Here is an 18,200-nt window from a genome sequence, read left to right on the forward strand (position 1 = left end):
GAGATGTTCAGTGTACTTCGGAAAATTTCCGCCTTTGCGGGCAGCCGCAGGGGGCTTTTGAAAAAATCCATGCTCGTGGCTTTCCTGGGGGCTGTGTTCACCGCCTTCCAGTTCTGGGCCCTGATGCTGACCCTGGAGATCCTGGTGGCCGGCGCGAACTTGAGCATATGGCCGGTGATCGGCGTCATGCTGGTCTCTGTGGCGGGACGGACCGCCTGCTCCTACTGGTCCACCAATGCGGAGACAGAGACGGGCTACTTCATGGTGGCGGAAAAACGGGTCCATATCGGAGACCGGCTGCGCTACATCCCCATGGGCTACTTCAATGACAACTCCTTGGGCAACATTACCGCCGTAGTCACCACCACACTGGGAGATGTGGAGAATAACGCCGCCCGATGCCTGGTCAGCGTCATCGGCGGGTTCCTCAACACTCTGGCCATGAGTCTGGCAATCCTGCTTGTAGATTGGCGGCTCGGCCTGCTGGCTATCGGGGGGATTCTTGCCTATCTGCTGGTTGCGGAACTGAGCCAGCGGTCTCTGCTCAAGACAGGGCCTGCCCGCCAGCACGCCCAGATGAAGCTGGTGGAGGCAGTGCTGGAGTACATCCAGGGCATGAGTGTGGTAAAGGCTTACGGCCTGGATAAGGACAGCGGCCAGGCTGTGCAGAAAACCGTGGATGAAAGCTGTGAAAAGGCCCTGGGGCTGGAACACTCCGTAGCCCCCTGGATGGGCCTGCGGCAGATTACGGTGCGGGTGTTCGCCGTGGCGCTGGCTGTGTGCGCCCTGGTGCTCTATTCCAGCGGGAGCCTGCCTCTGACCCGGTGCCTGCTGATGCTTGTTGCCTCTTTCATGCTTTACGCGGAGCTGGAGAGCGCCGGCAATATGGCAGACAATCTCCAGATGCTGGGCGCCTCTATGGATAAGGCCAATTCCATCGACGATACGCCGGTGATGGACATTGACGGGGCGGAGCTCCGCCCGGAGGATGCCTCTGTCCGGTTTGAGGATGTCTCTTTTTCCTATGGGGAACGGACCATTCTGGATCATGTGAGCCTTACAGTCCCCGCCGGCAGCACCACCGCCGTGGTAGGTCCCTCCGGCGGCGGCAAGACCACTCTGTGCAATCTTATCGCCCGCTTCTGGGATGTCCAGGGCGGAAGGATCACCGTGGGCGGCCATGATGTGCGGGAGTACAAGCTGGACAGCCTGATGAAGAACATCTCCATGGTGTTCCAGTCGGTGTATCTTTTCAACGATACCGTGGAGAACAACATCAAGTTCGGCCGCCCGGACGCCACCCATGAGCAGGTGGTGGCCGCGGCCAAGGCCGCCTGCTGCCACGATTTTATCATGGCCCTGCCGGATGGCTACGACACGGTATTGGGAGAGGGCGGCGGTTCTCTCTCCGGGGGTGAGAAGCAGCGTATCTCCATCGCCCGGGCCATGCTCAAGGATGCGCCCATCGTAATTCTGGACGAGGCCACGGCCAGCGTAGACCCGGAGAACGAAGCGGAACTCCAGGCCGCGATCTCCTCTCTGACAAAGGGGAAAACCCTGATCCTGATCGCCCACCGGCTGAAAACGGTGCGCAATGCCGACCAGATCCTGGTCCTCAATGGCGGGCACATTGTCCAGCGGGGAACTCATGAGGAACTGATCGCCCAACCGGGCCTGTATGCCGACTTTGTTCATGTCCGGGCCAAGGCCAACAGTTGGAAGCTGGAGGCTTGATGCGGCGGCTTATCTGCCTGCCGGACTCCGTTGTATCATGGGCTGGGGAGGGACTTCTATGGAATTGAATTTTGAGGGGATCGCAGTCGGAGCGGCCTCTCTGCTGGTGATTGGAGCCTTTCATCCGCTGGTAATCTGGTGTGAATACCACTTTTCTCAAAAGATTTGGCCGCTGTTTCTCCTGTGCGGGCTGATCTGCCTGGGTTTGGCGCTGTTTGCACATGGGCTGCTCTCTATTCTTTTGGGACTTGTGGGCGTGGCTTTTCTTTGGAGCATCCGGGAACTGAAAGAACAGGCACGGCGGGTAGAGCGGGGATGGTTTCCCAAAAATCCCAAGCGAACTTAACACAGGAGCGCCGAGGAGTTCCAGACTACGGATGACAGTGCCAGGGTTCAGGAGATTTTCGATGAACTGCTGAACTTCGACAACGACAATGTATTGGATCTGCCCCTGCTGTTTGTCAAGGATATGATCGTCTACAACACTGACAAAATCGCAGGCTATGATTTTTCCAGCACGCCCATGTTCTTTGATGTGCGGCTGATCCAGCCGGCGGAGTGATGGACTAGCAGAATATGAGACAAGGAGCCGGCCTGCTAAGACCGGCTCCTTGTCAAAGGATGTGTTTCCAAAGGAAAGGGGGCAGATTTGTTTGTCGTTGCACCAGTCCGGCGAGGACTACTTGGAAGCTATATTGATGCTCCAGAAAGAGAAAGGCATGGTGCGCTCCGTGGATGTGGCCCGGCACATGGGGGTGTCTAAACCCAGTGTATGCCACGCAGTAGCAACCTTAAAAAAGGGCGGTTTCCTCACCATAGACGAGGACTTCTTTCTCCGCCTGACTGATGTGGGCCGTGAGGTAGCCGAGCAGACCTATGAGAAACACTGCTTCTTTACCCGCTTGTTGACGGAGGCGGGTGTCGATCCAAAAACAGCGGAACAGGAGGCCTGCTGCATGGAGCATGTGATTAGCGAGAATAGCTTTCGGCATCTAAAGCAAAGTATGGACAAAAAGAAATAGTCGCGGGAGGTGAAGCTGTTGACGGGGGTAGCTGTACTGCAATATGGGAATTTGCGTATTGATCCAAACCAACGCAGGGTCTATGTAAATGAACAAGTTGTGGAGTTAACTACAATGGAGTTCAATATTTTATATTATCTGGCCTTACACCCCGGCTGGACTTTTACCCGGGAGCAGCTTTACCAGTATGCAATGCCCAATGATTTTGCCTCTGGCCTTGAAAGCGTTACCAGCCGGATCTACAAGATACGGAAAAAACTAAATATCAATGCGATTCAAACGGTACACGGATACGGTTATCGCTTTGAGAAGTAGAAGTAAAAGGGAGCGGCCTTTGTTGATCAATGAAGGTTGCTCCCTTTTGCCGTGTTGAAAATTGGAATTAAAATGGAAAAAGTGAAAACTCAGTCAGAATTTGGTCAGATTTACCGAATACAATGGAGATAAATTCTAACCATATAGGCAACTTTCGAAAACGGGAGGAATGTGTATGAAAACTAAAAATCGAAATAGCAGAGGGAATTTCAAGTTGCGTTAGGCGGTCTTATTCTTAAATGAATGAGGCCGCCTTTTCTTTTAATTCCCGACAAAATTCTACAAAAAAATCAAATTACTGAACCTGGATCATTGGCAGACCTGCTGCCCGCTCTAATGGGCAATGCAGGTTCGTGTGCAAAGTGCGGTTCAGATGGCAAGGAGCCAAATGCGCATGGAAAGTTTGAAAACCATGCACATAAAAAGGTTCGTCGCCCATCTGCTTACATTTCGACACACAGTTTACTATCGAATATGGTTCTTCTGCCGCCCTTTTCGGAGGACAGGGCGGGAACATCACAAGACAAGCGACAAGCCTCCTCCTGCGGGCGTCGGAAGTCGTGACGGACTTCTTTATGTGTATCACACAGCCGATTGCTCACCTTTGTGGTGTGTGGTCGGCTGCGTTGTTTTATATAGAACACGAAGACGCCCATTAGTTCGGTGCCGATCCCCTCCAAATGTTCAAGATTCCCAAAAATTCTTGAACGATTTGGAGGACAAGACCATGCGGTATCGAAATAATGGACAAATAGAGGAAGAACTGCAAATCAGATTTACAGGTCACTTAATCCAGGCAGTAAAACGCACACGGCGCGATTACCTGAACACACTCAACCAATACAGCAACAGTGAAATACTGACCGATACAACCTATACCACAGGACAGACTTTGGAACAAGAGGTTACAGAGCACCTTCCTCTATGGGATGTGATCGAAAGTAATGCGCTCTTCTATGCACTCAAGCGGTTGAATGAACGCGAGCGGTATGTGTTCCTGTCGCATGTTTTGGACAACTGCCCTTTTGACTTGATTGGTGTAAGACTGGGCCTGACTTATAAAGGCGCAGCCGCAGTCTATTACCGTGCTGTTCAAAAGTTGAGAAAAAGTATTGAGGGGGTGGAAAAACATGATATTTGAACAACTGTTGTTTCAGGCAAAAGAAGGTGATCTGGAGTCAATTACCGATATTTTGAATATGTATCGGCCCTTACTGCTCAAATATTCTGTAATTGACGGCCGGCTGGATGAGGATCTATACCAGGAGCAGTGCATTACATTGATGCGAGCCATCAAACTGTTCCGAATTTGAATTTATGAGAAAGGCTCCGAGACCTTTTGATCTCGGGGCCTTTCCCGTGGATTCAAACAGGATGTACTAAGAGGAAAAAAACAAGCGCACAGCAGTAGTTGGATGCTGCTGTGCGCTTATTTCGATATAACCTATGGACCCCAACTTTGCGGTTGGGGCCACACTGCGGTAAAACCTACCCTACTACGATTTTTTATTGCTGCGAAAAGGAGCTCTGACCATACCTATTGTAATTTCATTGCTCTTCTCCAGCGGCAGCCTTATCATAGTAGTAGATATAGGCGTTGTAATCCCGAAACCGAGTGATCAGCCGAATCCGGATGTACAAATGTGCCGTTTCAGAATAGAGGTTAAATTCAGTCGGATCACTGGTAGTCTCGGCATATCGGCAGAAGCGTTTCATGGTCTCCAGCGTCTTAAAGGCCGGCAACTTGAATAGGGCATTTTGAAACTCATCGATTTCTTTTACCAACTCTGGCGGCGTCTTTTTGCCGCTCTCATTGTGCCAGGTTGTCCACCAGCGGTATCCATCGTAATCCGAACGGGAATAAGCAAGTTCGCTGACGGGGCGTTCGATGAGCTGCATTGGAGGCTTGTAGGTGTGCTTGAACACTTCTGAAAAAGTGCAGTTCTGCACCAGATAACAGATGGACTTTTCCGCTTTTTTCTTCAGGTGTCCAGACTTGACGGCATCCCATTCCACGAGGAGCAGGGGCGTATGGGCGGCATCCCGAAGGGCCTCATCCATGCCGCAGGCTTCACAGATCTGCACATCCGCGTATCGACTGAGGGCGTTGACCATCAGGTGGGCTGCCAGAGGAGCGCCACACCGCAGGCATTTGGGAGGGGCCGCTGCATCGCCATGAGCATAAAGCTTTTTGTCTTGCTTCCAAGCGGCTTCCAGTAATTCTTTGGGGTATAATTTGATTTTCATAATTTTTTACTCCTTCTTCCGGTTTTTCTTTTCATTGCCTTTTGACGAATATTGGTAGTTTCTTGAAATGTTTGAGCAAGGGATGGATCATGTCTTGTGTCGCTTTTCCAGTGCCGCTCCTTTGACCAGGGCTGGTAGACTGGAAGCTCTTCCTGGAACAATGCCAGCAATTCAGCAGCCATGTCCTCACGGCGGAGATATAGGCTGTTCTTCACAGTCTGGGTATCGCAGTCGGTGATGATGGTACGCAGCGAGATTCCGTGATGCTCAAAGGTGAAATGCCGGTGATGAGCTGGGTCTTCCGCCTCAATCCATAGTGGAAGCGTATCAGAGGAACCCTCTAAACGGCGCCAGCCGCTGTAATCGGTGTAATGAAATCCTGGTATGTGTTTTGCCAGCCGGCGCAGGGCGATATACAACCGCATATACCGTCTGCCAAGCTCGCCGTTCAACCGGCGGGAATAGTAGGTGTACCCGTCCAGATCCAGTTTTTTCAGTTTTTGAGTGTTGAAGATGTATTCCACATATTCTGTTCCGTCTTCCAGCCGTACTTGCCCGGTGCGCTCGCCTAAACCGTTGCGCTTGATCCAGGCATGATACCGCTTGCCGGTGGTTTTGGTGTTGATAAAGCCGCAATCTTTGGCGCGTAAGCCGCCCAGATTGACGGTCAGACTGTCCCAGAAGACCAGCTGGCCGAAGCTCTCTTGATAGAGTTTGATGGCAAGATTACCTTCTGGATAGGTGGCGATTTTAACAGTTAGTGCATATTCGGTTCCTTTCATTTTAAATGGTATTGGTTTCATAATCTCTCCGTGAACTAGACCAGGGGACTGCAAGGACAGCCCCCTGGTCATGGTTATAAAACTGTGCGCCTGTCCCCGCAGTATGAGAGCGGGGAAGAGGTGATGCCTTTGACGGCCCTATTGGAATCTTAAAGATTTCGGGTCATTCGTACATTAGGCGGCACCCGCCGCGCTTTCAAAGAGCTTGTACAGTGTGGCACACATATCCGCTTGATTTCTACAGGAAATGGTATGAGCATGGCCGTGATTTCGCCTCTCATGATCCATTGGTCCTACCGTGATGCTCAACTGAGAACGCTCCTGAGTAATCCAGAGTCGTCTGCCAGCGGACGGGTCTTCGGCTACAATCCAAAGTGGACGCTGGCGATCCATATAGGAACGATAGTAGGAACGCCACCCGCTATAATCGGAATAGCGGAAGTCGGGACTGCTAGAACGGCGCTGTTCCAGAACTTCATAGATTTTTTTGTATTTCATGCGCTGCGCCTCCCTTCCTGCAATGATAGATATTCAGCGTACCCCTCCGGGTCCAGTTCACGCAGGCGGTCTGCCCGGAAGCGGTACTCTGGATACTCACAGTAACCACTGCGCTGCGTTGCCCCGGTAGGGATAGCCAATCCGTGGCGGATCAGCCAGACCGGGAAATCGGCGTCACCATTGGTATCGATGAACGCGCAGTCTTTCCCCCGTTCCCCGTCCAGATTGACCGTCAGAGAGGCCCAGGGCTCCGCATAGCCATTTTCCCATGTGTGCATGGCAATCGCCAGGTTGCCGTCCATATAGGCGGATACCTTTAGCTGGATGGGATGTGTGGAGCCGTACTTTTCATAAGGGAAGGTAATAGGCCCTTGCCTACCCATGGCCGGCATTGGCCTTTGGGCCGGAGCTGTACTGATGTTTGGTGTCAGATCCAGTTCCCAGCATATAGCGAGAATATCAGAATCGTCCACACGGTAGTTATATTTTTTGGCATACTTGGGGTGGAAGAGAAGCTGACCATTCTCCACAACAAATTTGCCTTCCTTGGTGCCATAGGTGTACTGGCGGCCATCCAGAAGATGTTGCACCTTTTTGGCGTCCGCTTTGATCTTTCCTTTGTCGTACCATGTGGTGTACTGCACCGCAACCTCAAGATTAGGGTTTGAATGAAAGCGGGTTTCTAAAAACTGCAGGACGCGCCCGCAGACTGCTACCCGCTGTTCCACTGTTTGGGCAGAGTTGAAGGACAGTGTGAAATAGGAGTAATCCCGCCCAGACAATCCATAGCCGTGAAGCGTATTGCTGAAGTCGTTGCACCAGAAAAACAGTTCCCAACGGGAACTTCCGTAAGGCGCCGGATCTTCAGCTTCATACTGATAGCAGATAAACTCCCTGGCAATGGCCGCCATAACAGAGGCCATCACAGCGTTTTTTGACTCAGCTGCCTGTTTGATCCTGCGGTGCGCCTCATCAGGGCCGGCATCGCAAATCTGACGGTTTGCCTCCCGCTGCTCCGGGGTGTAGACATATTGGAGTCTGAGCGAATGGACATCTTCCCGGGCATAACCCCGGTCAATCCATTTTGCGCTGAAACTTTTGACAGAAGATTTATCATGCAATATATTCATAGTGATTCTCCTTTTGGATTTGATGTAAATGCTTGCCGATGCTTCGACAAAGGCAGTCAACGGGATTTTTCATCGCAGGGGTGGCCGCCCCCTCCATATTCCAGAAGGGCATAGCCGATACACCGGGCCGTCTCGCCTAAAGTGTTTTTCACGGCTTCTTCCACCACATCATCCGTATCTGGGCACTCCTGTTCGTTGTTAAGGCGTGTCAGATCGTGGTGCAGCTCTTTCATCTGCTCTGGCGTTACCGGCTGGTCAGTTTGGACCAGCACATCGGCAAAATCGCCGCAGCCGTTGACATTCAATTCTCGGATGAGCAACATTCCCATAAACTAACCTCCCTCCTTCAGCGGCCTTCCTGCCAATCGTAAAGCAAAAGGTCATGGCTGGAAGCCCTCGGTGGGAGAACAGCCGCCCGAAAACGATAATTTGTAAATACAAAGCCAGTGGGTTTGTGCGTGTACTGGACGGCAAGAATGTGATACTCTCGGCCCATCCAGTCGGCAGATTCCAGAACCTGTTCGGTTTCATTCCCAAAATCAAGGGCAAAAATCCAGTTATCCTGACAGCTGCTCGGGTCAGAGTAAGGCTCCCCGCCCGGCAGGAACAGAAGCTTTTGTTTCATATCTTCATAACTGTGGACCCCCGGGTGTTTATTCAAGAACGCTTGTGCCAGTTGTTCCCTAAAGGTATAGAAGGGGATGAATGGCTTTTTTCCCTCGAAGTCCCCGTTTCCATCCAGAGCGATCACCTGCCCATCCGAGATGATCTCGATGATAACATCCTTTCGGATGCGGCAATCATTTTGATAATCATCCGGGGTAGAAGTGTACCATGTGCCATCAACCGTATCACGGTTGCAGTAGTAATAGGGCTGGTTTACAGATTGGAACACATCCTTGCAGAAGCCTGTGTCTTCAAACAGAAAAGTGAGCTGGATCGTTTTCATTCGAGTTTCCTCCGTAGTAATAATCATAGATTTTTCTTAGACCGCGCCGTATTTTGGCTTTGGTAGGGCTGCCGGTGGCGATTCTCTGGCCGGAGCCAAACGCTGGCCCGAAAAACCAAATTTCGTAGTGGGTGCAGAGATACCGCCCCTTTGTGTGGGCGATTGAAACCGACCACATATAGGCGTCGCCGGACACCGTAAACTCCTTGGGATAGCAATATTCCCGCATTCCATCCGGCGAGAAATCATCCAGCGCCGCGGCATTCCCGGAACGGGGGTCTGCTTGCGGCTGAACGACCTCCCGGAGCCAGAGAAGAAAAGAAGGCTCCCCGGCGCTCATACCGATTCCTCCGGCTTGCCGGCCCTTTCATAGTAGACCTTGCGAGTGCCGGCGCCGCGAACTTGGAAGATAAAACCGGGCACCATCTCAGCCAGCTTGTCAGCATACATCTTGGCGCGGTCACAATCTGGGATCAGCGTAGCATAAACCAGGCCGACTCCAACTTTCCCTTCATGCAAATTTATAGCGCCATAACAGCGGTCTCCAATTTTCTTCCCATAGACGATATAGTTCATCGGTTACCGCCCTTTCTGTTAATACCAGATGAAAGTCTGGCCGCATAATGCCTGAATACGCTCCATGATGGTATCAACTTTCTTTTCAGATAAGGGAATATCCGCATTATTCCAGTGCCGAATCAATTCTTCCAGTGTACGGTCTGGAGCTGATACACAGAAATCACAGCAAAAGTTATAGAGCGGCTGCCCGGTATAGGCTTCAAAGACGCTTTCAGTACCATCAGCAATCCGCTGTCTCTGGTTCCCACTGTAGTTGATACGGCCTAAATAGGCGGTACCATAGCGTTCACGGTAGGCATCAATTATTTTGCGGTTTAAGTCATTGTAAGTATCATCGGCTTCATCAATCCTGAGATACCCTTCACGAGCGAGGGCATACTCCCGCTGCACTTGCAGGTAGTAGGAGAGGGCGTCCATGGGTTTCGGATCATGCGTGGGATGTTTTAGTTTCATCAAAAAATCCTCCTAAAAAACAAGGGACCGGCAAACAGCAAATGCGCTGTTTGTCGATCCCTTTGTGATAGTGTCCCTTGCCAAATAGCAAGGCATTTGTCAAATAAGAAAAAGTGTAGAGTTTTATTTCTGTGGAGCAACATTGAAAGTATCAATGATACAATACTGGCAGATCAATCAGAAAAATCTTTTAGGTGCTGAATGATCCATGCTTGCAGCTCGTGTTCTCCCGCACTGCCATTTGCAATAGAGATAAACATATCCGCAAGTTCGCCGGGCTTCAGTTCAAGAACATAGCCGTTCCATTTCAGCAGCAACTGCGTCATCATTGCGCCAATCCGTTTGTTACCATCAAGAAAGGCATGATTGGAGGCCAGTCCAAACCCTATTCTGGCTATTTTCGCAAGGTCCGTTTCAAAAAGATCAAAACCGGCAAAGGTTTGCAACGGAGCATTGACTGCGGCTTCCAGACTATTTCGGTCCCGAATACCGTCCAACCCACCTGAAGCTTTGATGATCCTGCTATGGACGGCGATAACATCTTCAACCGTCACCCAAATCATTCCGCCATCCTCTTATAGTCGTCAGCGAAAGAACTTAAAACCGCATCGGTATCCGCCAACATCTGCTCCCTTGAAATTTCTGCAGATGGTGTGTTAAGAGTTAAGGGAAACGGCATTCCATTATTGCGGACAAAGGCATTTGCAAAAATGTTGAATGCGGTGGATGTGGATATGCCCAGCTGCTCGCAGATGGCGGCCATTTGCGCTTTGACCTGACTATCTATTCTAAATGTCATATTGGTATCCATATAATCGACCTCCTTGCACTACAATTATACTACATATCATGTGCAAATGCAACGAGTAGGATGCTTAATTGAAGAAGGCCACGGGAACCAATCGTCTTTGAGGGAGTGCTGTATCATCTATGCGGCAGCTTCTGCAGGAGGCAGCTCGTTGATGATGGGAGCGGAAAGTAAAATGGCCGTTTCGGTATCTTCCATTAACAGCCACGCACCATCGCGCCAAACACAAGAAGTTGCCTTGTTGTAAATCTCCGGGACCTTATTGGGATCGTCGATGCACTCGCGGGTAACGAGCAGGCACATGTGATCGAGATAGAAATAGTGAAGAGATTTTTCAATTTCCTCTCGTAAGGTATGGGCCAGGGCTGCAATTTCGTCCATATCCTGCCGCTGAAAAGCAGCCTCGGAAATCTTTTTCAGGCACTGTGTTTGCTGAATTGCTGCATCAATGTAGGTTTTGGCCTCGTCAAACAGGCTGCGCCGGATACGAATATCACATAGAGCTACATGACGGGTGTATTCGGTGGCCGCTTTGCAGATTTGCCCCCGCAGTTCTTCATAAGGTTTTTGGTACTTTGTTTTCAGCACTTCCAGCGATACGACTTCCAGATTTCTCCGAAGGGTATCCAAATGAATTTCAAGTGCCTTGCGTAATTCTTTTTCGTCCATAGTTTTCCTCCATTTCACAATAGAAATTACTTTTGTGGGGATGCCTGCTGATCATCCTGTAAAATATCCTGTGCGGCCTTGGATACTGCATCCCAGTAACACTCCCAATAGGTATCGCAGAGATCCAGGTAGTGGCTGATGCGCCCTTTGATGTCCGCATTGTGCAGCAGTTGTTTTTTCTGATCTTCTGTCAGAGCCAGATACTCCGGCAAAGCTTGAGCTTTATCAAGAAAATCCTCCCGTGCGCACTCATCTTCATAGACTGCCGCCACGGTGCGTATAAATTCAGGAGCCAGCGGCAGAGGCCGTTTTTCAATGGAGAGGTAAAAGTGGTTTTCGCAGTATTCCCCATCCAGATAGCACTCATAGCTTTCTGCGGTTTCTTCCTCTGCAAACTGACTCTTTTCACGCCATTTCTCAACGCAGCCGCTCTCCAGTTCGTTTTTCAGATCGTCATGAAATTGCCGCTGGGCATCCATTAAATTAGTGAACGGAGCCTCATAAGAGCCAAATTCCCCGTCAGTGGCCCAGTGCGAGACGACGACATAAAGCATACCTTGGGGATACGCCTGCTCGGGAACGGCCAGAGGCGTCAACATTTCAGGCGCCATGATGACCAGTTCCAGCCCTAAATCCTCCACACGCTTTGGCGCACCATAGAGTTCAGAAAAAGTCTGCTCCAGTGCGCGGCGGGCAGCGGAAAGGCACGGCGGGTCAAATTCACAATAGATGTCCGGCGTATCATTTTCAGTTTCCCGGTCATCATCTGTGCGAATTTGAAGGATGCGCCCGAAGAGCCCGCTGTACTCACTCGCTTCATTGGCGAGGACGCGGCTGCCTACTGTGTAGGTGATGTTCTCATGTGAGAATTTCTCACCCGGTTTCTTATAAATCATAGTCCATTCCTCCCTTGATGGGGAAAAAGCAAGTCCCCTTGATTCATCAATAAATGTGCCTTTATTATCCGCGTCGAAAATGACGGCACCGCTCGTAAACATGAAAATGAGCGGTGGAATAAAAGCGATATGCCTGCTGCTTTTTAGGCGGCAGCAGCCAACGGCGGATGGGCCGCTTGGCAGTACCGCAAACTGCAGGCTTTTGGCTTTTGAAGATTTCCATCATCCATATCCTCCTTGATAGACTGTACGCGAAATGGTGATCACCCTTCCTCCATGTCCTCGCTGGCCTCGATGATACCGCGCTTCCGTTTCAGCTCCGCGATTTTTCGCTTCCACTCTTTCTGCGACTGCTCGGCCCGTGCCCGTTCCGCTTGCTGATCTTCCGGGGAGAGTGCAGAAAACTCCCACTCCCGGCGATCTGCGTCAATATCCGCCATGATGCGGCGCACCAGGCGCAGAGCCAGTTCGCTCTTTGTCGGCGGCAGCTGCTCCATGGCAGCCTGCCCCTGCTGAAAAAGAAGCCGGTACCGGTCGTATTGAGCCTCGGTGATGAAACCCCATCCGAAGTCATCCTGGAGTTCCCGCTCGCTGTGGTATTGCATCACTTTCTCAAATTCAGCCTGCCGGACAGCGCCTTCTTTCTCCACCGTCCGGGCATATTTTGCTTCTATGCGGCGCAGATCTTCCAGCACCTTTGTACAGGCTGCCGCCTCCATCAAATAACCATGGTCCCGCGGTTTCAGATACCTACTCATCCAGCACCTCCGTTTGCTCATCATCACAGCTTACCAAAGGGCAGGCGTAACTCTTATCAATGCTGGGCATGGTACAGCCCATATCAGGATCATGACAATCACAACTCAAGCAGGGAACCAGTGGCTCCGGCTGAAGCCGGATTCCCAAAACGATGAATTCACTCCATCTTCCGCAGTGTGGGCAGGGGATTGTCCCGTTGTACGCATGGTCGATCTGCTCTTGTGTAACGGGGGAAATCTTATGGCAGCATTCGTTCCGCACATATACGATATGAGCGGCTCGCCAGACTTCTGGACGGTATCTCTTATTGAAAGGAAGGTAGCCGCCCCATTGCGGATTGTCGAAAACCCGGTCAATGTGTAGCTGAAGGGCTTCTTTTCGCAGTTCAGCGGCTGATGCCCCGATATAATTGTGTTCGCTGCACCATTGGATCAGATGCTTTAGCAGATGTGCCTCCCCATCGCGTTCGATGACAGCCTCCGCCAGCCTGCACCAGTCCTTTTCTTCAATCTCCCCAAGATTGGTTTTTACACCGTCCCACGGAAAACGCTTTTTATACCGGCCGGAGCCCGTGCTGTTACAGCGGAATACGCCGTATTGCCAGCGAATATCCTCATAGGTGATGGAAGAAAGGTCTACTCCGCTGGGTAGATGATAGTCTTCATATTTCATAGTTTTCAGTGCCTCATAATTTTCACAACGGTCAGACTTTGCTTTACACAGTCTGAACGCTATTGTGAATCTCTCCGGTTTGCGCGGGGCCAGCAGACGCATTGGTGTCTTGGTAGGGGCTATCCGATGGAGGAATCTCGCCTCTCAAAACAAAAGGAAGAACTGCGTTCCAACTGGTCAGGGGAACTGGATTGCCGTCTATTTCCCGCAGAGCCTCATCCATCCAGCACTTTTCGCAGATATATACATGAGCGTATCTGCTCAAACTGTTCAGGAAAAAATACAGCCCGGAGTATAATTCGTTGCGGCCGCACCGCGGGCAGAGAAGCTGCTGTTCCGTCTCCTGCAGAGGGCAAAGACGCTCAAGAAATCTCTTTGCTTCGTCTTCAGAAAGCTTCATATTGTGTCCTCCATTGCATTTCTTAAAATTTTATTGGCACCAACTTGGCCGATGCCGGTATAAGGTCAAGCCTGTTATGCGATGGATCTCTTTGTCGTTGGTGACTTGAATGAATCCTTTTTTGCGGGCCACAACCCTGACTTCCTCATTCATATCAAGACAAAATACTTGTTCCCCGTCCATCTTCCGGAGCTCTTGCGTGGTAAGGGGAACTTCAGCGGCAAATTTGTTTTCAGGCGGTATAAGCCCGGCTACCAGCATTTGTACTGCGGTCTGAAAACCGGACTCAAAAGCCTGCTCGGCCACAATGCTGCTGCACTCACCGGCGGCAAGCTGGTACGCTTCAAAGGCGGCCATGGCTTCCGGGGAATTGCCCATTTTCTGGCGCAGGAGTTCCTCCGCCATTGAAGCATTATGGTTAAGCTGCTTCTGGTACTCGCTTTGTGTTTTGAACACGCTCGGCTCATAATCTCCATAGTAGAGGTCATGAAGGAAATCCGGATCAGCGACAAAATCGGCTGATAAGGACTGCTTGGGAGCAGACAGGTTTTCGGCGATTCGCTCCAGAGCCTTGATGAGACTGGGCAGCTGGGAATTAAAAAATCTGCGGCCATATTCTGTTTCGTGCAAATTCAAAATTCGTCACCTCCATATAGAGAAAAACCGCCAGTGCCTTCGGGCCTGTAGCGGTTTATGTGAGGCCCCAGAACAGGGACCGGCTTCTTGGTTGTTCATGAGGACAAACCGCCTGCTCCTTTAGGCGGCAGAGGTATCTGTCCCTGCAAAGTCACAACATACGATTTCGCATATTGGCGCGGTGCAATGCCAGTCATTTTTATAGTAGGCCGTGTCGATCCCTTGGTTAAACTCCAATAAAATCCCAGTCCTTTTTTCAAATGTTCTGGCACGCCCTTCCTGAAGCCAGCGATGGTCTTCCGTTCCGCTATATACGAATGGCGCGCTCATTTGCGGTATTATGAACGCACCTTCCTTTGCAATACGGGAGGCCGCCTCTATTACCATGTATTCAAATTCGCCGCTCATGTAGCTTTTGCGGTAATTGTTTGCAATTCGGCCAAACGGCGGATTTGCAATCGCGAAGTCAAATTGGCCCAAGAGGTCAGGCAGAAAGGGATCAAGAACATCCGCGCATATCCATGTGGCCTCTGGCACAACTTTTTTACCAACCTCAACATAGTGCGGATTCAGTTCTACACAGGTAATATCGGCATAGCAGCGGCTGCGGTCACTGCATTCCAGCTGTGCCGCATAGCTCAGTACGCCGATTCCAGCACACAGGTCGATAATTCTGATCGTCTTTCCGTATAGGCACGGAATCTGGAGAGTAAAATCGTTGGCAAGTCCAAAAGGAGTAAAAAATGCACCAGACTTGCTATTGATGTGCTCCGCGTCTTCCCGGAAATTTTCAAAGATAAAAAGCTTATCTTTGTGGGAAAGGTGTTCTTTCTGCAGGAGACAAACCGCCTGATCGTGGAGCTGAATTTCTCTTTTGGTCAGCTTACTCATGGGTATCCTCCATTTATGTGGTTTGGTACAGTTTAGACAGTGAAACCTTCCATACTGCAGCGAAGAATGCAGTAGTCGGTCCGAAGGCTTTTCATGTGCCGCAGAATATCTTCTTTGGACTGGTAGCCCTCCAAATTCAACACCTGCCGTTCTGGACACCCCTTCTCGCTGGTCAGGTTGCAGTACCAGTACCCGCTTTTGGTCTGGTAGATCTTCCGATTTCTCTTGTGACCGGGAATCGTGAGCGTCAAATGCAGACCGCCGACGCCATACTCTGCATGAACGAGCATAAAAGTCGCTTTATACAGCTCGCGTTCTTCCTTTTCTACAAAACCGCAGAGGTCAGGCAGCCTGGGGCACCTTCCAGATGTGTGGGGCATATCGCGCCGATTCCGTTGGAATTTTCCCCGGCACCAGCAATCCCGCACCTCGCATTTTTCACAATCCACAGCGCCATGAAGCGGTGGGAAATAGTGTTGCTGCTCCATCACATGGCCTCCTTAAAAACAGTCATTCTGCATTACTTTTTGGCAGGCCAAGTCCAAACCAGCTTTCAGCTGAGGCATGGCCTCCATGTATTGGGGAGTGATACCCAGGGCATCAAGCGTGTCTTGAACATCGCCAGTATAGCCGTATTCGTGGTTGGAAAGTTCAGTCAGGAACATTTCATAAATGAAATTGTCTCCAGCTTTATCAGCGGCAATGGCCTCCTCAAGCTCCTTGCGGTGCCGGGCAAACATTTCATGCAGCTTCGGCGCATCGCTTTTGCGGTAAAATCCACCGGTGCCAGCGATAGCATACACCTGATTCATGTCGGAAGGGCGCAGGCCGAGCCGGCGCATTCCCTCTGCGAACTGCCGTTGATCGAACGCAAAAAACATGGGAAAGGCGTTGACCTCTTCCTGCTGGCGATCCCGTAACTCCTGATAGTGGTTTTTCATACTATGCGGCCTCCTTTTTCATCCGCTGTACAGACAGCCTGACACGCCATTCATCCGGGCGGGGCTGACTGCGGCAAATCCGTTCTAAAAGGTCTTTATTCGCACAAACAGCATATTGCTTCCACTGAGGCCCTGGCCCTTGACGGGTCAGGTGCTCCAAGGCATACATCATCACAGCACCCTACCTTTCCACCTCGAATTGCCGAAGCTTTTCTAACAGCAGGCGGGTGTTCTGCGCGTATTGCTCAAGGAACGGCTGATCCAAATCGAAGTTATAATATCGGTAAAACAGCACTTGGAAGGTCATCTGTTTGCATAGTTCCGGAGAGATCGAGCGCATCCGCTTACCAATTTCCGTGATAGCGGCATATTCCTGTTTCAAATACTCTTTCTCCGCTCTGGGGAAATTGCGATAAAACCAGTCTTTGACGGAAACCTTTCCGCCGTTGAAATGATACTGCTGATTGCGGTCAAAGCAGAGGCAGTATTCAAAATCACGGCCTCGCTCGCCGGGTCCTACAGAAAAAGGATAGAGCCGGCAGGTGCGTGGGCGTGCATCGTAGATGCTGCACAGCCCGCCCTTCAGAAAAATACAGGAATCGTCCGTCCCCGTGGTTTTCAGTACGAAGATGGGAAAGCAATCGTTGGTCAGCGGCATAGGCTCACAGTATTGAGACAGCACCTCATCTATGGTGCAGATGTTGGGCTCACGAGTACGCAGATACTTTGCAAGCCGATAGGCGTCCAGGCTCTCTACCATCACAGCATCTTTGATATGGCGGCAGCATTGACCGCATCTGCGGCACTGATAGTCCACACAGTCTTTGGCGTGAACTGAAACTACCATTGTTTTTTGATTATCCATGACAATCCTCCGAAAAAAAGGGCCGTGGCGGAAAATCCGTCACGGCCCAAAACATATAGGACAAGCTCTGTTGTCCCGGTATCTTCTTACAACCGCTTTACGCGCACGCGGCCAGACTCACCATCGGGAGCGGGTTGCAGGCCGCCAGCGGAAAAGGGGCCATTGAGAGGCAGTAATTGGAGTTGAGTGTTTCAAAGCGTACCATATCATCCGACTGATCGTGGATGGCTACCACACGGGAGGTATGATAGATCTTACCACCTGCATGAAGAAGTGCGCCCTGTCCAATCACCAGCGGACGCAGAAGTGCTCCGCGCATCACAATAGATTTTTTTGATTTCGTCATATACTTCGACCCCCATTCTGTTTGTGGTAGATAGAGGGTTACTCGCGGCATAACCTCAAAAACACAGTATGGACCTCCTCAAGAAGTTCCTGGATGCGTTTCATCGGTATTTTTTCGTGGCTGGAAATCTCCCTGATTCCATAGCCGTAACCCTTCATGCGGACGATTTTCATCTGTTGTTCAGAAACATGGGAAGCCAGATCATGGAGCATCTGCTGCATTTCAAATTCCTGCATGAGACGGTCCTGACCCGGCAGCAGCTCTTCCAGCGGAACGCCATCCGAGTATAGGCCCAGATGAATGCTGATGACTTCTGCATTACGCTTGCGGCGTGTTTGACTTAGATAATAGTTCGACAGATTGCGATACATTATCTTCCAAGCAATCGTCGAAAAAGAATATTGTCGCAACATTTCCCTTGAAAAATAGTCTTGGACAGCCTTTAAGTAACCAAAGATAACTACATCATAGAATTCATTCTCTGGAAGATGGTTGTCATTGAGAAATTTATAGACCAGGCCATGGTGTTCAGCGGCAAAATCCTGCTGCTCCTTTGTCAACGGTACTTCACACAACATAAATTTTCCTCCGTTCTAAATAAAAAAGGG

At 50.6% G+C, this 18,200-nt stretch carries 30 protein-coding genes; 6 read left to right on the plus strand and 24 right to left on the minus strand.

Features of this window, described 5'->3' with window-relative positions; translation table 11 throughout:
- Nucleotides 1–3: 3 nt before the first annotated feature.
- From HJY11_RS03380 to HJY11_RS03405, 6 genes are all read left to right on the plus strand, one after another.
- On the plus strand, nucleotides 4–1,734 hold the full coding sequence (locus HJY11_RS03380; protein ID WP_024729834.1) for an ABC transporter ATP-binding protein: 1,731 nt from the start codon (nucleotides 4–6) through the stop codon (nucleotides 1,732–1,734).
- A 58-nt stretch (nucleotides 1,735–1,792) separates the two neighbouring features.
- Nucleotides 1,793–2,080, plus strand: coding sequence for a DUF4491 family protein (locus tag HJY11_RS03385; protein ID WP_081699213.1), 288 nt, complete (start codon nucleotides 1,793–1,795; stop codon nucleotides 2,078–2,080).
- A gap of 307 nt (nucleotides 2,081–2,387) precedes the next feature.
- Complete coding sequence (locus tag HJY11_RS03390) at nucleotides 2,388–2,756, plus strand: metal-dependent transcriptional regulator (protein WP_024729836.1); 369 nt, start codon at nucleotides 2,388–2,390, stop codon at nucleotides 2,754–2,756.
- Nucleotides 2,757–2,774: 18 nt separating this feature from the next.
- Entirely contained in the window at nucleotides 2,775–3,071 is a 297-nt protein-coding gene (locus HJY11_RS03395; RefSeq protein ID WP_024729837.1) for a winged helix-turn-helix domain-containing protein, read from the plus strand.
- Between the two features lie 727 nt (nucleotides 3,072–3,798).
- The gene (locus tag HJY11_RS03400; protein WP_208074638.1) at nucleotides 3,799–4,212 is read left to right on the plus strand and encodes a sigma-70 family RNA polymerase sigma factor; all 414 of its coding nucleotides are present in this window, start codon (nucleotides 3,799–3,801) and stop codon (nucleotides 4,210–4,212) included.
- On the plus strand, nucleotides 4,202–4,384 hold the full coding sequence (locus HJY11_RS03405; RefSeq protein WP_009258011.1) for a helix-turn-helix domain-containing protein: 183 nt from the start codon (nucleotides 4,202–4,204) through the stop codon (nucleotides 4,382–4,384). The genes HJY11_RS03400 and HJY11_RS03405 overlap by 11 nt, the downstream gene beginning before the upstream one ends.
- Nucleotides 4,385–4,619: 235 nt before the next feature.
- Here HJY11_RS03405 and HJY11_RS03410 read toward each other — a convergent pair whose 3' ends face one another.
- The 24 genes from HJY11_RS03410 to HJY11_RS03525 all read right to left on the minus strand — a co-directional run bounded on the left by HJY11_RS03410 (nucleotide 4,620) and on the right by HJY11_RS03525 (nucleotide 18,170).
- A complete protein-coding gene (locus HJY11_RS03410; RefSeq protein WP_024729840.1) occupies nucleotides 4,620–5,318 on the minus strand; it encodes a hypothetical protein in 699 nt (232 codons plus the stop codon).
- A complete protein-coding gene (locus HJY11_RS03415) occupies nucleotides 5,315–6,121 on the minus strand; it encodes a DUF4313 domain-containing protein (protein WP_024729841.1) in 807 nt (268 codons plus the stop codon). Before HJY11_RS03415 ends, HJY11_RS03410 begins: the two co-directional genes overlap by 4 nt.
- A gap of 153 nt (nucleotides 6,122–6,274) precedes the next feature.
- Complete coding sequence (locus HJY11_RS03420) at nucleotides 6,275–6,598, minus strand: hypothetical protein (RefSeq protein WP_024738450.1); 324 nt, start codon at nucleotides 6,596–6,598, stop codon at nucleotides 6,275–6,277.
- On the minus strand, nucleotides 6,595–7,728 hold the full coding sequence (locus HJY11_RS03425) for a DUF4313 domain-containing protein (protein WP_024729842.1): 1,134 nt from the start codon (nucleotides 7,726–7,728) through the stop codon (nucleotides 6,595–6,597). Before HJY11_RS03425 ends, HJY11_RS03420 begins: the two co-directional genes overlap by 4 nt.
- 56 nt (nucleotides 7,729–7,784) lie before the next feature.
- A complete protein-coding gene (locus tag HJY11_RS03430) occupies nucleotides 7,785–8,057 on the minus strand; it encodes a hypothetical protein (protein WP_024729843.1) in 273 nt (90 codons plus the stop codon).
- Nucleotides 8,058–8,074: 17 nt separating this feature from the next.
- Nucleotides 8,075–8,677 (minus strand): hypothetical protein, encoded by a 603-nt coding sequence (locus tag HJY11_RS03435; protein ID WP_024729844.1) that lies wholly within the window; start codon nucleotides 8,675–8,677, stop codon nucleotides 8,075–8,077.
- Entirely contained in the window at nucleotides 8,646–9,017 is a 372-nt protein-coding gene (locus HJY11_RS03440; protein ID WP_024729845.1) for a hypothetical protein, read from the minus strand. The genes HJY11_RS03435 and HJY11_RS03440 overlap by 32 nt, the downstream gene beginning before the upstream one ends.
- Nucleotides 9,014–9,253, minus strand: coding sequence for a hypothetical protein (locus tag HJY11_RS03445; protein ID WP_191230093.1), 240 nt, complete (start codon nucleotides 9,251–9,253; stop codon nucleotides 9,014–9,016). Before HJY11_RS03445 ends, HJY11_RS03440 begins: the two co-directional genes overlap by 4 nt.
- Nucleotides 9,254–9,271: 18 nt before the next feature.
- The gene (locus HJY11_RS03450; RefSeq protein WP_024729847.1) at nucleotides 9,272–9,709 is read right to left on the minus strand and encodes a hypothetical protein; all 438 of its coding nucleotides are present in this window, start codon (nucleotides 9,707–9,709) and stop codon (nucleotides 9,272–9,274) included.
- Nucleotides 9,710–9,882: 173 nt separating this feature from the next.
- A complete protein-coding gene (locus tag HJY11_RS03455) occupies nucleotides 9,883–10,272 on the minus strand; it encodes a type II toxin-antitoxin system death-on-curing family toxin (protein WP_009258020.1) in 390 nt (129 codons plus the stop codon).
- The gene (locus HJY11_RS03460; RefSeq protein ID WP_009258021.1) at nucleotides 10,269–10,520 is read right to left on the minus strand and encodes a type II toxin-antitoxin system RelB/DinJ family antitoxin; all 252 of its coding nucleotides are present in this window, start codon (nucleotides 10,518–10,520) and stop codon (nucleotides 10,269–10,271) included. Before HJY11_RS03460 ends, HJY11_RS03455 begins: the two co-directional genes overlap by 4 nt.
- A gap of 117 nt (nucleotides 10,521–10,637) precedes the next feature.
- Nucleotides 10,638–11,186: a hypothetical protein gene (locus tag HJY11_RS03465; protein WP_009258022.1), complete on the minus strand. Its 549-nt coding sequence runs from the start codon at nucleotides 11,184–11,186 to the stop codon at nucleotides 10,638–10,640.
- A gap of 26 nt (nucleotides 11,187–11,212) precedes the next feature.
- Nucleotides 11,213–12,082, minus strand: coding sequence for a hypothetical protein (locus tag HJY11_RS03470; RefSeq protein ID WP_208074639.1), 870 nt, complete (start codon nucleotides 12,080–12,082; stop codon nucleotides 11,213–11,215).
- A gap of 64 nt (nucleotides 12,083–12,146) precedes the next feature.
- Nucleotides 12,147–12,308 (minus strand): hypothetical protein, encoded by a 162-nt coding sequence (locus tag HJY11_RS03475; protein WP_208074640.1) that lies wholly within the window; start codon nucleotides 12,306–12,308, stop codon nucleotides 12,147–12,149.
- Nucleotides 12,309–12,345: 37 nt separating this feature from the next.
- Nucleotides 12,346–12,840 (minus strand): adenylosuccinate lyase, encoded by a 495-nt coding sequence (locus tag HJY11_RS03480; protein WP_208074641.1) that lies wholly within the window; start codon nucleotides 12,838–12,840, stop codon nucleotides 12,346–12,348.
- Nucleotides 12,833–13,513: a hypothetical protein gene (locus HJY11_RS03485; protein WP_208074642.1), complete on the minus strand. Its 681-nt coding sequence runs from the start codon at nucleotides 13,511–13,513 to the stop codon at nucleotides 12,833–12,835. Before HJY11_RS03485 ends, HJY11_RS03480 begins: the two co-directional genes overlap by 8 nt.
- 43 nt (nucleotides 13,514–13,556) lie before the next feature.
- Nucleotides 13,557–13,913: a hypothetical protein gene (locus HJY11_RS03490; RefSeq protein ID WP_208074643.1), complete on the minus strand. Its 357-nt coding sequence runs from the start codon at nucleotides 13,911–13,913 to the stop codon at nucleotides 13,557–13,559.
- Between the two features lie 30 nt (nucleotides 13,914–13,943).
- Entirely contained in the window at nucleotides 13,944–14,549 is a 606-nt protein-coding gene (locus HJY11_RS03495; protein ID WP_208074644.1) for a DUF6809 family protein, read from the minus strand.
- Between the two features lie 120 nt (nucleotides 14,550–14,669).
- Nucleotides 14,670–15,440 (minus strand): methyltransferase, encoded by a 771-nt coding sequence (locus tag HJY11_RS03500; protein WP_208074645.1) that lies wholly within the window; start codon nucleotides 15,438–15,440, stop codon nucleotides 14,670–14,672.
- Nucleotides 15,441–15,472: 32 nt separating this feature from the next.
- A complete protein-coding gene (locus tag HJY11_RS03505) occupies nucleotides 15,473–15,928 on the minus strand; it encodes a hypothetical protein (protein ID WP_208074646.1) in 456 nt (151 codons plus the stop codon).
- Between the two features lie 12 nt (nucleotides 15,929–15,940).
- Nucleotides 15,941–16,381 (minus strand): DUF7659 family protein, encoded by a 441-nt coding sequence (locus HJY11_RS03510; protein ID WP_208074647.1) that lies wholly within the window; start codon nucleotides 16,379–16,381, stop codon nucleotides 15,941–15,943.
- A gap of 181 nt (nucleotides 16,382–16,562) precedes the next feature.
- On the minus strand, nucleotides 16,563–17,246 hold the full coding sequence (locus tag HJY11_RS03515; RefSeq protein ID WP_208074648.1) for a YkgJ family cysteine cluster protein: 684 nt from the start codon (nucleotides 17,244–17,246) through the stop codon (nucleotides 16,563–16,565).
- A 97-nt stretch (nucleotides 17,247–17,343) separates the two neighbouring features.
- Nucleotides 17,344–17,592, minus strand: a complete 249-nt coding sequence (locus HJY11_RS03520; protein WP_009258032.1) for a hypothetical protein — start codon at nucleotides 17,590–17,592, stop codon at nucleotides 17,344–17,346.
- Between the two features lie 38 nt (nucleotides 17,593–17,630).
- On the minus strand, nucleotides 17,631–18,170 hold the full coding sequence (locus HJY11_RS03525; RefSeq protein ID WP_208074649.1) for a sigma-70 family RNA polymerase sigma factor: 540 nt from the start codon (nucleotides 18,168–18,170) through the stop codon (nucleotides 17,631–17,633).
- Nucleotides 18,171–18,200: the final 30 nt, after the last annotated feature.

The organism is Bittarella massiliensis (ex Durand et al. 2017), assembly GCF_017566145.1.
Lineage (GTDB): Bacteria > Bacillota > Clostridia > Oscillospirales > Ruminococcaceae > Bittarella > Bittarella massiliensis_A.

What these genes read in the sequence shown, in the direction of transcription:
- HJY11_RS03490 (WP_208074643.1), bottom strand. Translation starts at nt 13,913, where the DNA reads ATGAAGCTTTCTGAAGACGAAGCAAAGAGATTTCTTGAGCGTCTTTGC.
- HJY11_RS03515 (WP_208074648.1), bottom strand. Translation starts at nt 17,246, where the DNA reads ATGGATAATCAAAAAACAATGGTAGTTTCAGTTCACGCCAAAGACTGT.
- HJY11_RS03420 (WP_024738450.1), bottom strand. Translation starts at nt 6,598, where the DNA reads ATGAAATACAAAAAAATCTATGAAGTTCTGGAACAGCGCCGTTCTAGC.
- HJY11_RS03455 (WP_009258020.1), bottom strand. Translation starts at nt 10,272, where the DNA reads ATGATTTGGGTGACGGTTGAAGATGTTATCGCCGTCCATAGCAGGATC.
- HJY11_RS03500 (WP_208074645.1), bottom strand. Translation starts at nt 15,440, where the DNA reads ATGAGTAAGCTGACCAAAAGAGAAATTCAGCTCCACGATCAGGCGGTT.
- HJY11_RS03430 (WP_024729843.1), bottom strand. Translation starts at nt 8,057, where the DNA reads ATGGGAATGTTGCTCATCCGAGAATTGAATGTCAACGGCTGCGGCGAT.
- HJY11_RS03405 (WP_009258011.1), top strand. Translation starts at nt 4,202, where the DNA reads ATGATATTTGAACAACTGTTGTTTCAGGCAAAAGAAGGTGATCTGGAG.
- HJY11_RS03435 (WP_024729844.1), bottom strand. Translation starts at nt 8,677, where the DNA reads ATGAAAACGATCCAGCTCACTTTTCTGTTTGAAGACACAGGCTTCTGC.
- HJY11_RS03510 (WP_208074647.1), bottom strand. Translation starts at nt 16,381, where the DNA reads ATGAAAAACCACTATCAGGAGTTACGGGATCGCCAGCAGGAAGAGGTC.
- HJY11_RS03415 (WP_024729841.1), bottom strand. Translation starts at nt 6,121, where the DNA reads ATGAAACCAATACCATTTAAAATGAAAGGAACCGAATATGCACTAACT.
- HJY11_RS03445 (WP_191230093.1), bottom strand. Translation starts at nt 9,253, where the DNA reads ATGAACTATATCGTCTATGGGAAGAAAATTGGAGACCGCTGTTATGGC.
- HJY11_RS03385 (WP_081699213.1), top strand. Translation starts at nt 1,793, where the DNA reads ATGGAATTGAATTTTGAGGGGATCGCAGTCGGAGCGGCCTCTCTGCTG.
- HJY11_RS03450 (WP_024729847.1), bottom strand. Translation starts at nt 9,709, where the DNA reads ATGAAACTAAAACATCCCACGCATGATCCGAAACCCATGGACGCCCTC.
- HJY11_RS03465 (WP_009258022.1), bottom strand. Translation starts at nt 11,186, where the DNA reads ATGGACGAAAAAGAATTACGCAAGGCACTTGAAATTCATTTGGATACC.
- HJY11_RS03485 (WP_208074642.1), bottom strand. Translation starts at nt 13,513, where the DNA reads ATGAAATATGAAGACTATCATCTACCCAGCGGAGTAGACCTTTCTTCC.
- HJY11_RS03525 (WP_208074649.1), bottom strand. Translation starts at nt 18,170, where the DNA reads ATGTTGTGTGAAGTACCGTTGACAAAGGAGCAGCAGGATTTTGCCGCT.
- HJY11_RS03425 (WP_024729842.1), bottom strand. Translation starts at nt 7,728, where the DNA reads ATGAATATATTGCATGATAAATCTTCTGTCAAAAGTTTCAGCGCAAAA.
- HJY11_RS03475 (WP_208074640.1), bottom strand. Translation starts at nt 12,308, where the DNA reads ATGATGGAAATCTTCAAAAGCCAAAAGCCTGCAGTTTGCGGTACTGCC.
- HJY11_RS03400 (WP_208074638.1), top strand. Translation starts at nt 3,799, where the DNA reads ATGCGGTATCGAAATAATGGACAAATAGAGGAAGAACTGCAAATCAGA.
- HJY11_RS03410 (WP_024729840.1), bottom strand. Translation starts at nt 5,318, where the DNA reads ATGAAAATCAAATTATACCCCAAAGAATTACTGGAAGCCGCTTGGAAG.
- HJY11_RS03460 (WP_009258021.1), bottom strand. Translation starts at nt 10,520, where the DNA reads ATGGATACCAATATGACATTTAGAATAGATAGTCAGGTCAAAGCGCAA.
- HJY11_RS03380 (WP_024729834.1), top strand. Translation starts at nt 4, where the DNA reads ATGTTCAGTGTACTTCGGAAAATTTCCGCCTTTGCGGGCAGCCGCAGG.
- HJY11_RS03440 (WP_024729845.1), bottom strand. Translation starts at nt 9,017, where the DNA reads ATGAGCGCCGGGGAGCCTTCTTTTCTTCTCTGGCTCCGGGAGGTCGTT.
- HJY11_RS03520 (WP_009258032.1), bottom strand. Translation starts at nt 17,592, where the DNA reads ATGACGAAATCAAAAAAATCTATTGTGATGCGCGGAGCACTTCTGCGT.
- HJY11_RS03505 (WP_208074646.1), bottom strand. Translation starts at nt 15,928, where the DNA reads ATGGAGCAGCAACACTATTTCCCACCGCTTCATGGCGCTGTGGATTGT.
- HJY11_RS03480 (WP_208074641.1), bottom strand. Translation starts at nt 12,840, where the DNA reads ATGAGTAGGTATCTGAAACCGCGGGACCATGGTTATTTGATGGAGGCG.
- HJY11_RS03470 (WP_208074639.1), bottom strand. Translation starts at nt 12,082, where the DNA reads ATGATTTATAAGAAACCGGGTGAGAAATTCTCACATGAGAACATCACC.